The organism is Neokomagataea thailandica NBRC 106555 (assembly GCF_001598495.1).
GTDB lineage: Bacteria > Pseudomonadota > Alphaproteobacteria > Acetobacterales > Acetobacteraceae > Gluconobacter > Gluconobacter thailandicus_A.
Genome location: NZ_BCZB01000027.1, coordinates 24337 through 37926, shown reverse-complemented (window position 1 = coordinate 37926; position 13590 = coordinate 24337). Strand labels below are relative to the sequence as shown.

Here is a 13590-nt window from a genome sequence, read left to right as displayed (position 1 = left end):
CACGTCACTCATGTGCGACATATTCTGGCGCTATGGCGTGAGGGTTACAATACCGTGCGCTCATACTCAAAGCTCGGTGGAAAAAAACTGCTCAAGTCGCTCACCTATGGTCGTAGGGGCATGCCCATAAGACCATTGCCATCCCATCAACCACACACCATAAAAGAGAAACCTCTACTTACCAGTGGTAACACGTTGGGGGGCACGTCGTTATTAAAAGCCGACGGTCATATTGTAATCTACGCATGCACCTTTGGTGCCAATGCTGCGGGCACGACGTAGGCGCCAGCCGACATCAAAAGTGCCGGTGAGCCAGTGATTGATTTTGCTTGTTGCTGCAAGGCCGACACTGGAGAGGGTGACGGAATGTACGCCAGCGACCACTTGGCGTACCTGTCGGTTGTTTCCATAATCCCAAAATAACGTAAGAGTTGTTTCGTCTTTATGAGCTTTGGGGTTCATTAGGCCCATGAGTGAAAAGGTCTTTGTTGCTAATTCAGCATTAAAATAGGTGGAAATACTGCCAAACGTCGTATTGAGATAATAACCTCGTACTGTGCCTTGAGCGCCGAGTGAGACCTGTTCAGAGTAGAGGAGGTTCTTGGTCGCTTGTTGATGGGTGATATGAAAATTAGCGTTGAGGCTATGCGTGAGTGGAAAACTGCGCCCTAGAGTGAGGCGGTCATAAAAATAATTTGGCGATGAGCCCGGTGCGATCGTTTGGTACGCGGGTTGGTTATTGCGGCGTGTAAGGCCGGGGAAACCATAAGCCATTTGGTTGGTAAATTCTGTTTTGCCGTAGGGGTCTTGGATGGAGCCAGAGTAGAGAAAGACAAACTGGTTGGTGTCTGCGTTACCGATGATAACGTCTTTTGGCCCTATTTTTTGATATGAATTGGCATTTTTCCAATCGTAACCGAGTTGGATGGTACCATCGAGCCCAAATGCACCACCAAAGGCAACGTGTTGTACCATGTGCATCCAGCGGAAGGAGACGGAGCTACCGCCGCCATAGTTGCTGAAAGGCTTTTGGGAAAAGGGATGTGCTTTGGCGTAGTTGCCAAACATGAGGAATGAGTCGCGCGGTGATATGGGAATATGCCAAGCGACGGCATGGTTGAAAAAGCGATTGGTTGTGGTTTTTGTGTATTGATACGTCAGGATTTGGTCGAGGCCGAGAAAGTTTCCAACGGATCCGCCCCAGAACCAGCCATTACGCCCTAAGGAAGGGTCGTTTTGGTTGCTAGCGCCACCGAACATGTAAATAGGAAAGCGGTCAGCTGTATAAATATCAGCATCGGTTTCACCCGTTTTTGCGCCGGGTGAGAAAATAATTTCAGCAGAGCGGAATGGGTTGCGGTTTAGCCAGTCGAGATCAGATTGAACCTCGTTAAAATTGGGAATGGTTCCGCTGGTCAGGCCGCTTTCATATTGAATGAGGTTTTTGGAGAACCACCGATTGCCCGTCACGTGAATTTGGCCAATGGTATATTTGCGAATCAGAAGGCTTAGGACGCCGTCCCGCACGGTTTGCGGCGGGATATAGGCATAGGCAAATGGCTCATTGCTGAGGCGGTAAGCGGCATTGATCCGTTGGGTGAGAATATCCAATTGTTTAATGGACATGGGTTTTCCCACAAAATCGGAGAAAATTCCTGAGAGGATATACTCTTGTGTTTCGCTTCCGATAGGGTGGGCGTCTGGCCCAACGGTCACTGTGACGTTGATATGGTGCAGCGTGGGAATGACGATGGCATCTTCATTCTGTGGCGTTTGTTGTTCGACTTTAGGAGATGTGTCCTGCGCCACCGGGGCTACATGGCGTGCTGGCAGTGAGAGAAAGTCAGAAGACGGGGTGATATCGCCTGTGGAACGAAAGGGTATAACCGTTTGGGCTACAGCCCCAGTCGTTGATAACAAAAAGAGGGCAAGAAGAGACGATGAGGTTCTCAAGGGTGGGGAGCCTCTGTGTTGCTCGGTGTTGGCATGGACAGGCGTGTTTCATGGTCTGAAATGCGCACAGCCTGTGTGGCGCTGAGGAGTTGGTCTCGGTTGCCGGCGAGGCCATATAAATTGCCGTGGTCTCCGGCAAGAATTTCAGCAGCAGAATAGATTAGTGCATGTGTGCTGCCCTGTTTTAGTGTGCAGGGTGCAGGCGCAACAAAAACACCAGGCGGATCAATGGGTGAATGGATAAGAGGTTGGGTGAGCTTTTCGCAGCCATGAAAATGCAGGTGGTTGCGTGTGACTAAGCTGGTGTCCATGACACCAATAAGAATGGGGACGAGCTTAGCATTCAGCGGCAGGTGCGCTGGCTCTGATGTGTGTTGAGAGAAGCGTGTATTACGCTGTGGGTCCTGCGCTAAATAATAGCCATTTTTATCTACAATACGGCCATCGGGTGTGACGTAAAAAGTCATGCCGTTTGATTGTATGCTAGTGGTAATCATTGGTGGGTGTTGTCCAATGACATTGTCTAAAGCACCGTTGGCAGTGGCGGAACTTCGCGCACCGGGAGCGTACTGACCGGTTTGTATGACGTTGTTGCTTTGTGCCGTTGACGTTGGCACCCATGCCCATGTCACTATCGTGCTGAAGAGCGCTCCAAGAAGATGGTGGCGTGATCGAAGCCGTGAGAAGGACATGGGCATAACAGTCAGTGCTTAGGCAGTTTTAGGTAATGGGCGTGGCATGGTTGCGCGCAGAGGATAGACCTCTAATTGCTGTATGTTAGCGGCGGTATTCGTGGTGGAGAAGCTCACACGATCCAAAGGTTCTTGCGGGAAGACAAGAGCCGTGCCGACAGCAATCCCGTCATTGACGTAGAGTTCTAACGTGCAGGCATCATATACGAGACGCAATGAGAATTCACGTACGTCTGGTGTTAATGCAGCAGAAAATTCACGCGTGAAGAAGGGATCCATGAAGCCTTTGAGGCCACCACGCTCGACCCAGAGTTGACATGAAAATCCGTCGAACCCGATGGTGAGTTTTTCGCCTTGGGCGTTACTGAAGTCGATTGTGAAGCGACCTGCACGGCCTGATGTCCCATCGGGAAGCATTTGGCTTCGTGGTTCCAGGCTGGCTTTGATGACGAGTTCGATCGCTTGGTTTTTCGGCAGGGCGACGGTTTGCGTTGTGAGCGCGGGTAGATGATGGAAGGGGGTCGGAATTTGAGAAAGGCGTAGGTTTTCTAGGCCAATGGGACGCTGGACCAAGCGGATCCACCCATCCGTATCACGACGCACAGAAATGTGGCGGGGTAGGGTCATGACGCCGCGCCATGTACTGTGGGGGACTTGTTCACAGTATTGCCAGTTTCCAAGCCATGCAATCATGGTTGCTTGAGAAATGGATAGGTTTTCATAGCACTGCAAAGCGTATGAATCTTTACAGAAATCTGTGAGTCCGAACACGGTGTGGGCGTCTTCGGCTGTGAAGCGTTCACCGTCAAAGAAGCCAACAAAATACTGTGTTGTGCTGCCACCTTGGGGAGCGCCGGGGTTGATGGAGATGAGCATCAACCAACGTGTTTCATTGGTGCCTTCAAGCTGAACTTCGATCAAGTTTGGGCATTCGTAATCAACGCCAAACAAACCGGCGGACTCAAAGTCAGAAAGGTGCATCCAGTCCTTCAGGTTGAAGGAGCCATAGAAGGAGACCTTATGCAGGCGTGATTGTACGACGGTCATGATCCAGCGACCACTTGGCGCATGGAAAAAGACCTTTGGATCACGGAAGGAGTTGCTGTGGATATCTAGGACAGGATTCGCGCTGATGTCGGTGTAAGTCGTGCCGCCGTCACGGCTGATGGCGATGTCCTGTGTTTGTAGTTTGGGGGCTGCGCGTGTGTACACGATGGCGAGGTTGGGCTCTTTGCTGCGTGGGTCCGTTGCGGGCAGGGCGGGGAAGAGGCCGGATGTGTTATCGCGGTCAATAATGGCGCAACCTGAGAAGGCTTCGCCTGCGCTGGTTGGCTTGAGAACGATGGGGCCATCTTCCCAAGAGTACAGGTCTTTGGATTTTGCGCTGCCCCAATGGACATAGCCTGCGTAAGGGGCAATGGGGTTATATTGGTAATAAAGGTGGAAAAACTCACCATCGTAGATCAACCCGTTAGGGTCATTCATGAAGCCTACGCTTGGAGAAAAATGAATCGAAGGCCGGTATTGGTAATCTTGTGGACTCGGTTGGGCTGGGATGAGGTTTTTCCCAAAAGGATTAGAGACTTCGCCGTGTGAATCTTCGGGCGCACCTTTGGGGTGGGAGGTCTCAGCAAAAGCATTCGTATTCATAAGCGCACACGTTCCTGCTGCACCGATAAACCATCGCCGTGAGATAGAAGGAATGTCGGATGCATGTTTCATATGGGTGTCCATGATTGGGTGTAAGCGGATAAGTGCTGTTAGGGCTCAAAAGATAAACATTATTTTATGAATTATTTGAGGGAATGAAAATAACAAAGCCGTGAAGAGCGCTGAGGGGAGGCTGGGTGATAACATGCAAAAAATCCCAAACGCAGACTACGATTGGGAGAATGATCAGCAACAATTTTTAGGATAATATCAGTGGTGCACCCGAAAGGACTCGAACCTCTAACCCCCAGATTCGTAGTCTGGTGCTCTATCCAATTGAGCTACGGGTGCAGTACTGCTATATTATGGTGCACCCGAAAGGACTCGAACCTCTAACCCCCAGATTCGTAGTCTGGTGCTCTATCCAATTGAGCTACGGGTGCGCTGTTGAGGCGGGTTTTAATGGGGCTGCCCCATTCTAGCAACCCCATTTTTTCATTTTTTTGTCTTTTTAGTGAAAAAAATTATTGGCGCGTCATGGTGATGTGCGCATGACAGCTGTTGGAGCCGTATAAACCGCCAATTGTTTGCCCTACTGGATAGCCGTTGAACACCATTGTCAGGGGCTGGTGGTTGATATCCTGCATACTGAGTTCTGCATGATAGTGCTGACTATTAGCTTGATAATGCCCGGTGAGAACGAGCGAGCCATCTTCTGGTGTGAAGAGAATGTCTTTGCCGCGAATTTGTAGTGTTGAGCTGCGGGCGGTGGGGCAGGTGCCTTGATCTGTGATGAGTGTGCCGATCCAGCGGCCCGAAGGATCATGCCCGGGGTCAGGGATTCCTGCGCAAGCAGTGAGGAGTCCGAGCAATACGAAAGAAGAAAAAAGCTGAAAACGCATGGCTATCCCGTTCAGAATAGGCAGAAGGTTGCCCCAAAGTGATGACGTGCACGAGACAACACCTTATAGGAGAGCTTTAGAGGGCACCATTGCCCAATGATGCTAACCCAATACGCGTGACGCGAGGCCCTATTTTGACCCAGCAGGATGCTAAACCCATCGAGACGCTTGACGAAACTCTGCATGAGGATCGCATCCTCATTCTCGATTTCGGTAGTCAGGTTACGCAGCTTATTGCGCGCCGTGTGCGTGAAAGCGGTGTGTATTGTGAAATCTGGCCCTTCACGGCGACAGAAGAAAAGATTCGTGCGTTTAAGCCGCGCGGCATTATTCTCTCCGGTAGCCCGGCTAGTGTGCATGACGAAAACGCTCCTCCCGTTCCGGCGGTTGTGTTTGAACTGAACTTGCCGATTCTGGGCATCTGTTATGGCCAGCAAGCCATGTGTCAGGCTCTGGGCGGTAAGGTCGAAACGCACGAGCACCGTGAGTTTGGTCGCGCTTACATTGATGTGGCTGAAGATTGCTCGCTGTTCCGTGGTGTATGGGCACGTGGCCGCCGTGAGCAAGTTTGGATGAGCCATGGTGACCGCGTAACGCAGTTGCCGCCGGGTTTCCGTGCTGTGGCGCATTCAGAGGGGGCTCCATTTGCGATTATTGCTGATGAAGGCCGCCGTATGTATGGCGTGCAGTTCCACCCAGAAGTCGTGCATACGCCGCATGGTGCTGCGCTGATTAAGAACTTTACGCATAATGTTGCCGGGTGCAGCGGTACGTGGACGATGGCGGGTTTCCGTGACCTCGAAATCGCACGTATTCGTGAGCAGGTTGGTGAAGGCCGCGTTATTTGTGGTCTGTCCGGCGGTGTGGATAGCTCAGTTGCAGCGAAGCTGATCCATGACGCGATTGGTGATCAGCTGACGTGTATTTTCGTGGATCCGGGCATTTTGCGTGCGGGTGAAGCGGATGAGGTTGTTAAAACCTTCCGTGGTCGTTTCAACATTCGCTTGGTGCATCGTGATGCATCTGACCTGTTCTTGGGTGAACTGGCGGGTGTGAAAGACCCAGAAGTTAAGCGTAAAACCATTGGTCGTTTGTTCGTAGAAGTCTTCGAAGAAGAAGCCGCGAAGCTGGGTGGTGCACAGTTCTTGGCGCAGGGTACGCTGTATCCGGATGTGATCGAGAGCGTTAGCTTCACGGGCGGCCCATCTGTTACGATTAAGTCTCACCACAATGTGGGTGGTCTGCCAGAGCGCATGAATATGCAATTGGTTGAGCCGCTGCGTGAGTTGTTCAAGGACGAAGTCCGTGAGCTGGGCCGTGAGTTGGGTATTCCTGAGAATATCGTTGGTCGTCATCCGTTCCCTGGGCCGGGGCTGGCGATTCGTATTCCGGGTGACATCACACGTGAAAAGCTGGACCTGCTGCGTAAGGTTGATGCGATTTACCTTGAAGAAATCCGTCGTGCGGGCCTTTATGATGCAATTTGGCAGGCATTTGCAGTTCTCCTGCCTGTGCGTACCGTTGGCGTGATGGGTGATGGTCGTACATATGATCAAGCATGTGCGCTGCGTGCTGTGACCAGCACGGATGGTATGACGGCTGAAGTCTATCCGTTCGACTTTGACTTCCTGAACCGTGTCTCTGGCCGTATCGTCAACGAAGTGCGCGGTATTAACCGTGTGACGTATGACATTACGTCTAAGCCACCGGGTACGATTGAGTGGGAATAATTTATTCGTTCCTGAAGGGGAATGTATAAATTGGGAAGGGCGCTTCACATTCGTGGGGCGCTTTTTTTTGTGGTCTTCTGTCAGCGTGTCAGATGCTCTTGTCGATAAAATTGGGTGAGTGCATGGCGGGATGTGAGAGCGATTTTGGGGAGTGTATAGTGTTCGAAGTCGTGTGCGTAACGGCGGCGGTTTTGGCGTGTTGTGGTGGCAATGTGGTGCAGCATCCACCAATGGATGGCGTGGCGTGTGGATGAGAGAGTGCCAATACGGGGCGTTAGGCCAAGTGTGCGTTTGATATATCTGAAAAGGCTTAGTGGCGTGGAGGCATCTAGTAAAATGACGCCTGTCGCACGGGTAAGGCGTGCTGGTACTAGAAATGAATAATTACCCTCCATAATCCAATTTTCTTGTGCAATGGCTTGTTCATGCAGTGCGTGAAACTCTTGTTGGGGGCGGCGCACCCATGGGGTATTGGGTTTGTGTGCGAGTTGGTCCAGATAAATAGCGATACCGTTGCGTTTATGAGCAATGGCCTGTGCGAGGGTGGATTTTCCGCTATTGGACGGCCCCATAATCATGATTCGAGGGCCAAGGTCAGTGAGTGTTAAGATAGCCTACGCCTCTAGCTCGGTGTTCCAATAGAGATAATCGCGCCAGCTTTCGTGGAGATAGTTGGGTGGGAAGGTGCGGCCATTTTCTTGTAGAAGGCGGCTGCTTGGCTGTACGGGTTTGCGCCGTGGGTGCATGCCGATTTCTTTGGGTAGGCGTGAACCTTTAAGAAGGTTGCATGGACTGCATGCGGTGACGACGTTTTCCCAGCTTGTGCGGCCACCTTTGGCGCGGGGGATGACGTGGTCAAAGGTGAGTTCGTGTGTGGGGAGTCGATCGTCACAATATTGGCACTCAAAGTTATCCCGGAGGAAAACGTTGAAGCGTGTGAAGGCGGGTTTGCGAGCCGCAGGAATATAGTCTTTTAGCGCGATAACGCTGGGTAGTTTCATGGTTCGGCTAGGGGAGTGTACCAAGCCGTCATCATATTCGGATAAGACTGAAACGCGGTCTAGGAATACAGCCTTGATGGCTTCCTGCCATGACCATAAGGATAATGGAAAATAGGACAGCGGTCGGAAATCCGCGTTCAATACGAGAGCGGGGAAATGCTGACTACTGACAGGCACCACGCGCATCCTTTTGTTGAGGACGACACATGCATGAGTTTAGGGCGTAACGTATATAGTATGATACCAAACGCCGGATAGTCACGCGTCGTCGGCTACTTCGCGGAAGACTATTCCAGTAAAATATCGTGATTGCAAGAACTCTCAGATGAAACCTTCATGACGCTTTCTTTTCGAACACGTTTCGCTCCGAGCCCAACGGGATATCTGCATTTGGGGCATGTGGCTTCGGCGCTTCATGCACAACAGATGGCGTGTGGTGGTGCGTATCATGTGCGCATTGAGGATTGTGATCAAATGCGCTGTCGGCCTTTGTTTTCTGTGGCTTTGGAAGAAGATTTGCGCTGGTTGGGTTTGTGGCCACAGGGCGAGGTACGCCGCCAGTCTGAGCATAAGCATGAGTATCACGCAGTATTGGCGCAACTGCGTGAGCGGGGCTTGTTGTATCCGTGCCGTTGCACGCGGGCTGAGATTCGTGCGGCATCGGACGGGCGGTATGCGCCGGATGGCAGTGTGTATTACGCGGGTTCGTGCCGTGGGCGCTGTTATGATGCTGCGGGCGACTCTGTCGTGTGGCGTTTGGATATGCAGCGTGCGCTGGATGTTGTGCAGGAAGAGCCGGGCTGGTGGGAGCATGGGCGCGGGCGCATTATGGGACAGGCTGCGGCGTTTGGAGATGTGGTCTTAGCGCGGCGGGATACGGGCGTGTCGTACCATTTGTGTGTGACGCATGATGATGCGCTGTTGGGTGTTAACCGGGTGACGCGTGGCATGGATATGTTCGCGGTGACATCCGTGCATCGGGTGTTGCAGGTGTTGATGGGCTGGCCGGAGCCAGAATATGCCCATCACGCGCTCATTATGGAAACGGACGGGCGCAAGCTGTCCAAGCGCGATGGTGCAATGGGGGTGCGCGTATTACGGGCGGAGGGATGGTCCGCCGAAGCTGTTTTGGCGCACCCGCACGTTAGGTGTGTTTTGGGGGATAATGTCAGGGTTTCTTTTGGAAGATGTGCAAGAGATTGAGTAGTGTATCGTGATAAATGGCCCGGCTTCGGCCGCTATGCTTTCGAACTTTGATGTGTCAAGATTATGGAATGACGTATCCACAAACAATACAGATATTTTTGCCATCGGGTGATCCTCAAGGTATTCGGGTTTCCTCGATAACGACAAGAATTGTCCAAGTTTTTGAGATTCCGCGCGTACAATTAAACGCTTTCTTGTCGATGCCAGAAGCTGATCATGTTGGTTTCTATGTTCTTTTTGGAAGCAATGACGAAACGGGAACTGAAAACGCTTATATTGGGCAAAGTGGAAATATAGGTTCTCGTCTTAAACAACATAATGAAAAAAAAGATTTTTGGGACCGTGCATTAGTATCTATTTCTCTGACGCGTAGCCTTACGGTCACCCACGCCTATTTCCTTGAATGGTTGTCTATACAACGTGCCAAGAGCGCCGATCGGTTTAAGCTTGAGAATGGGAACGCAGGCAGTAAGCCGCATACACCATCCCCGATGGAGGCTGAGTGCCGAGAGATTTTTGATACGGTAGATATTTTGTTTACAACTTTGGGGTTTCCTATCTTTAAGCCGCTTTTGGAAAAAGAAGATAAATCGGAGATAGAGGTTGCTTTAGAGCCACAAGTTAAAACGGTTTCCAATATCGAGTTAATACTTGAAGCGGATGGTGTGCATGCTCGCGCGCAGTATACTGATGAGGGTGTTGTTGTTCGGAAAGGGTCTTATGGGCGAACTGTTCCGACGGAAACATTTTCCCAAACAGCTAAAAGCGAGAAACGCCGCCAAATGGTTGAAGATGGTGATTTGCGCGTTGAGGGCGCCAAGCTCATTTTTGAGAAGGATGTTTTGTTCAGTTCCCCCAGCACGGCTGCAATTTATGTTTTCGGGCGCTCTGCAAATGGTTGGACCGAATGGAAAACCCTGGAGGGACGCACTTTGTCTGATGCGATGGGGCGTAATATCGCGCCGTGATACCCTCAAGAAGAATAGGAAAAATCATTAATGAGTAACCGCGATATTTTGCTCTTTTCGTACGGAACATTGCAGTTAGAGAGCGTTCAGCAGTCTTCTTTCGGGCGTTTATTGGGGGGTGAACAAGACGCCATGGTGGGCTATCGGAAGGATTTTGTTGAAATTACGGACCCGGAGGTTCTGCGGGCCAGTGGGCAGCGTTTTCATCCGGTGGTGGTGCCGACGGGCAAGGCAGATGATACGGTTGAAGGCATGGTTTTTGCCATTTCAGCCGAAGAACTTGCAGCGGCTGATGCGTATGAAGTGTCGGATTATAAGCGGGTAGAAGTGGCGCTGCGCTCTGGCAAGGCTGCGTGGGTGTATGTGCAGGCGTGATGCGCCGTGAACGTGCCTGCTCCCGCTCAAGGAAGCAGGCATGCTCTTAATTATTCAGCCGGGTAGCTGCGGGGGTAGGTAATATCCTGTGACGGTCCCGGTGCGTGGGGCGCGCCTTTCTTCCCGCAGGCGCTGAGGCCCGTGGCCATCAGCAAGCATAACATACCGAGTGTGAGAATGCGTTTCATGCGGCGGATTCCAATGCTGTGAGCCAACGCTCGGCTTGGGCTTTGACGTTGCTTGGTGCTGTGCCGCCAAAGCTGGTGCGGGAGGCGAGGGAGGATTCAACGGTGAGGACGTCAAAGATGCTGGCGTTAATACCGGGTTCGACGCTTTGCATTTCACCTAGAGACAGGTCAGCAAGGTCGATATTCTTCTCTTCTGCCATGCCGACCAAGCGCCCAGTGACGTGATGGGCTGTGCGGAAGGGGAGGCGCAGTTCCCGTACCAGCCAGTCAGCCAGATCGGTCGCGGTTGAGAAGCCCATACCGGCAACTTCACGCATCCGTTCAGCATTGGGTTTCAGATCACGGATCATGCCATCCATAGCGGCGAGGGAAAGCGTCATGGCTTCGACGGCATCAAAGACGGGTTCTTTGTCTTCCTGGCTGTCTTTGGCGTAAGCCAGTGGGAGGCCCTTCATGACGGTGAGCAGGCCGATGAAGTCCCCCGCGATGCGGCCAATTTTAGCGCGGACCAGTTCGGCAGCATCCGGGTTGCGCTTTTGCGGCATGATGGAAGAACCGGTTGTGAACGCATCGGACAGACGAACAAAACCGAACGGAGCAGATGCCCAGTTCACGATCTCTTCGGCCAAGCGGGATAAGTGCATCGCTTGGATGGAGAGGGCCGAGAGCAGTTCTAGCGCGAAATCACGGTCGGACACGGTGTCGAGTGAGTTTGCTGTCGGGCGATCAAAGCCGAGTGCCTTGGCGGTCATTTCCCGGTCGATAGGGAAGGATGTTCCGGCTAGTGCAGCAACGCCGAGGGGAGATTCGTTGAGGCGTGAGCGTGCGTCGTTGAGGCGGCCATCATCGCGGGACAGCATTTCAACATAGGCCAGAAGGTGATGGCCGAATGTGACGGGCTGGGCCACTTGTAGGTGAGTGAAACCCGGCATGGGCGTTGCATGGTGCTCAAGGGCGCGGCTTGCAAGTGAGCGCATGAGGGCGGCGGTTTGGCCGCGTAGTCCGTCTATGGCGTCACGCGTCCAGAGGCGGAAATCAGTGGCGACTTGGTCATTGCGTGAGCGCGCGGTGTGTAGGCGCTTTCCTGCTTCACCGATCCGTTCGGACAAGCGCGCTTCGATATTCATGTGAATATCTTCAAGAGCAGTAGAAAAAGGGAAGGTGCCTGCATCAATCTCGCGGCCAATTTCGGCGAGGCCCCGTTGAATGTCTGCTTCTTCTTCTGCCGTGAGGAGGCCAACTTTTTGCAGCATGGCCGCATGGGCCAAAGAGCCGCGAATGTCTTGCCGCCAGAGGATTTGATCAAAGCCGATTGATGCGTTGATTTCGCTCATGATGGAGGCTGGACCAGATGCGAAACGGCCGCCCCATTGTGGGTTGGCCAATTGAGCTTGGTCGTTGGAGGAATCGGGAGAAGAAGGAGCGTTTGTCATGATTACCGGTTTGAAAAATTCAGGATATCAAAGCGCAGAAAAGCGTTGACCTAACCCTACCGTTGCCCTTCCATCAGCGCAATGATTGGGCGTTTGTTTCCTGTGACCGTTTAAATGAAGTCGTTTCAAAAAAGCGCTTGAAAAAAATCTCTTATTTGACGTAGCTTTACATTAATTACTTGGAGATTTCGTTCTTTGTCATCAAATCCGATTAATAGGCGCAGTTTTTGGGGCGGGTTAGCGAGCCTTGGTGTTACGGCGCTTTTGACGCTGGCGGTATTGGGGGGTGGACGCCTGACCAGTACAGCGCACGCAGAGCAGCAGAACTTGCCTAATCCGGTGCAAAGTCTTGTCGCGGGGGCGCCTAGTAGAGATCCGATAGCCTTGTCGCTGTCCGGTCCGGATGGGCATCAACTCGCGTTGGAGAGCTATCGCGGTAAGCCATTTTTGCTGCATGTATGGGCGACGTGGTGTGGCCCCTGTAAGCAGGAACTGCCGAAGCTAAACGGATTTTTGGCGAAGAATCCGAATGCTCTAATAGTGCCAGTTGCTATTGCGAGTGGGGATGCGGCTAAAGTGGCTTCGTTCTTAACGCAAGCACAAGATGCAGCCATTTCAGCATGGGTTGTTGATAAGGCGGCGTTTAAGGCATGGTATCATGCGCCGTCTTTGGAAATTCCTGTAACGCTGCTCATTGATGGGCAGGGGCATGTTCGGGCGATTTCAGATGGTGGCTTGGATTGGGGCGCGGCTGATGCAGCGACGCAATTAAGTAAGGTGCTGGCGCACGCTCGGTGATCTCAAAAAACATTTTTTGCAGGTGATATTATGACTGTTTCACGTCGGAATTTAATGTCGTGGGGTGCTGGCCTTGTTGGGGTTGGCGCGTTCGGGAGTGCTCGTTTTGTGCGGGCAGCTGAAGCGGCAGCAGCAGCGGATGACGCAGCGCCCTTTCGTGTGGAATCGTTTGGGCGTTTGGCTCAACCAAAGGCTTTGCCAAATCTGTCAGTACAGAATGAGCAAGGCGCAGAAGTGTCTTTGGCGCATTGGGTTGGCCGTCCGTTCATTTTGCACTTTTGGGCGACGTGGTGTGGGCCTTGTAAGCGTGAATTGCCTTCGGTGAACGCGACGGCGAAGGCGCTTGGGTCAAATGGTCCAGCTATTGTGGCGGTTGGTGTGCGTGGCAGCACAATCCCGAAAGTGCGAGCTTTTTATGATGCGCATGGGATTGATACTTTGCCCGCTTTGATCGACCCTAATTCGGATGCGCTAACGGCTAGTGCGGATGTGCCTGCTGCGCTTGCATCTTTGCGTCAGACGGACCCGACCTTTAAAATCCCGGATGATAAAGCGCAGGGGATTGCGCAACATGCGGTGCCGCGTTCACTGGTCGTGAATGCAAAAGGCGAAATCGTCGCCATTTCCGTTGGGAATATGGACTGGTCCCCAGAGGCGGTCCGCCGTACTGTGGATGCTCTTGTAGGCTGAGGGT

At 52.3% G+C, this 13590-nt stretch carries 14 protein-coding genes and 2 tRNA genes; 6 read left to right on the top strand and 10 right to left on the bottom strand.

Annotated features, from left to right (window positions below; all coding sequences use genetic code 11):
- Window positions 1-213: 213 nt before the first annotated feature.
- From NTH01S_RS09475 to NTH01S_RS09450, 6 genes are all read right to left on the bottom strand, one after another.
- Window positions 214-1953 (bottom strand): ShlB/FhaC/HecB family hemolysin secretion/activation protein, encoded by a 1740-nt coding sequence (locus tag NTH01S_RS09475; protein ID WP_157070935.1) that lies wholly within the window; start codon window positions 1951-1953, stop codon window positions 214-216.
- On the bottom strand, window positions 1950-2651 hold the full coding sequence (locus NTH01S_RS09470; RefSeq protein WP_218015979.1) for a hypothetical protein: 702 nt from the start codon (window positions 2649-2651) through the stop codon (window positions 1950-1952). Before NTH01S_RS09470 ends, NTH01S_RS09475 begins: the two co-directional genes overlap by 4 nt.
- A gap of 12 nt (window positions 2652-2663) precedes the next feature.
- Window positions 2664-4367: a glycoside hydrolase family 32 protein gene (locus tag NTH01S_RS09465; RefSeq protein ID WP_084367255.1), complete on the bottom strand. Its 1704-nt coding sequence runs from the start codon at window positions 4365-4367 to the stop codon at window positions 2664-2666.
- Between the two features lie 202 nt (window positions 4368-4569).
- Window positions 4570-4646: transfer RNA gene (locus NTH01S_RS09460), tRNA-Arg, on the bottom strand.
- 15 nt (window positions 4647-4661) lie between these two features.
- Window positions 4662-4738 (bottom strand) — tRNA-Arg (locus NTH01S_RS09455).
- 81 nt (window positions 4739-4819) lie between these two features.
- Window positions 4820-5197 carry a hypothetical protein gene (locus NTH01S_RS09450; RefSeq protein WP_068172980.1) on the bottom strand — a complete coding sequence of 126 codons (378 nt, stop codon included), beginning with the start codon at window positions 5195-5197 and terminating at the stop codon, window positions 4820-4822.
- 134 nt (window positions 5198-5331) lie between these two features.
- On the opposite strand from NTH01S_RS09450, the gene guaA reads away from it, so the two are divergent.
- A complete protein-coding gene (guaA, locus tag NTH01S_RS09445; protein WP_068172999.1) occupies window positions 5332-6927 on the top strand; it encodes a glutamine-hydrolyzing GMP synthase in 1596 nt (531 codons plus the stop codon).
- 80 nt (window positions 6928-7007) lie between these two features.
- Here guaA and NTH01S_RS09440 read toward each other — a convergent pair whose 3' ends face one another.
- Complete coding sequence (locus NTH01S_RS09440) at window positions 7008-7505, bottom strand: P-loop NTPase family protein (RefSeq protein ID WP_068172977.1); 498 nt, start codon at window positions 7503-7505, stop codon at window positions 7008-7010.
- 36 nt (window positions 7506-7541) lie between these two features.
- The gene (locus NTH01S_RS09435) at window positions 7542-8114 is read right to left on the bottom strand and encodes an HNH endonuclease (protein WP_068172975.1); all 573 of its coding nucleotides are present in this window, start codon (window positions 8112-8114) and stop codon (window positions 7542-7544) included.
- Window positions 8115-8264: 150 nt separating this feature from the next.
- Between NTH01S_RS09435 and gluQRS the strand changes: the two genes are divergently transcribed.
- The 3 genes from gluQRS (at window position 8265) to NTH01S_RS09420 (ending at window position 10477) form a co-directional block, all read left to right on the top strand.
- A complete protein-coding gene (gene gluQRS, locus NTH01S_RS09430) occupies window positions 8265-9131 on the top strand; it encodes a tRNA glutamyl-Q(34) synthetase GluQRS (RefSeq protein ID WP_068172996.1) in 867 nt (288 codons plus the stop codon).
- A gap of 71 nt (window positions 9132-9202) precedes the next feature.
- Window positions 9203-10102, top strand: a complete 900-nt coding sequence (locus NTH01S_RS09425; protein ID WP_068172965.1) for a GIY-YIG nuclease family protein — start codon at window positions 9203-9205, stop codon at window positions 10100-10102.
- A gap of 30 nt (window positions 10103-10132) precedes the next feature.
- Window positions 10133-10477: a gamma-glutamylcyclotransferase family protein gene (locus tag NTH01S_RS09420; RefSeq protein ID WP_068172962.1), complete on the top strand. Its 345-nt coding sequence runs from the start codon at window positions 10133-10135 to the stop codon at window positions 10475-10477.
- 50 nt (window positions 10478-10527) lie between these two features.
- Here the strand turns inward: NTH01S_RS09420 and NTH01S_RS11895 are convergent, their stop codons facing one another.
- Window positions 10528-10665 carry a hypothetical protein gene (locus NTH01S_RS11895; RefSeq protein WP_169802066.1) on the bottom strand — a complete coding sequence of 46 codons (138 nt, stop codon included), beginning with the start codon at window positions 10663-10665 and terminating at the stop codon, window positions 10528-10530.
- Entirely contained in the window at window positions 10662-12098 is a 1437-nt protein-coding gene (argH, locus tag NTH01S_RS09415) for an argininosuccinate lyase (protein WP_068172960.1), read from the bottom strand. Before argH ends, NTH01S_RS11895 begins: the two co-directional genes overlap by 4 nt.
- Window positions 12099-12293: 195 nt before the next feature.
- Between argH and NTH01S_RS09410 the strand changes: the two genes are divergently transcribed.
- Together NTH01S_RS09410 and NTH01S_RS09405 are read left to right on the top strand one after the other, a co-directional pair.
- Window positions 12294-12896 carry a TlpA family protein disulfide reductase gene (locus NTH01S_RS09410; RefSeq protein ID WP_068172958.1) on the top strand — a complete coding sequence of 201 codons (603 nt, stop codon included), beginning with the start codon at window positions 12294-12296 and terminating at the stop codon, window positions 12894-12896.
- Between the two features lie 30 nt (window positions 12897-12926).
- A complete protein-coding gene (locus NTH01S_RS09405) occupies window positions 12927-13586 on the top strand; it encodes a TlpA disulfide reductase family protein (protein WP_084367252.1) in 660 nt (219 codons plus the stop codon).
- The last annotated feature ends 4 nt before the right edge of the window (window positions 13587-13590 follow it).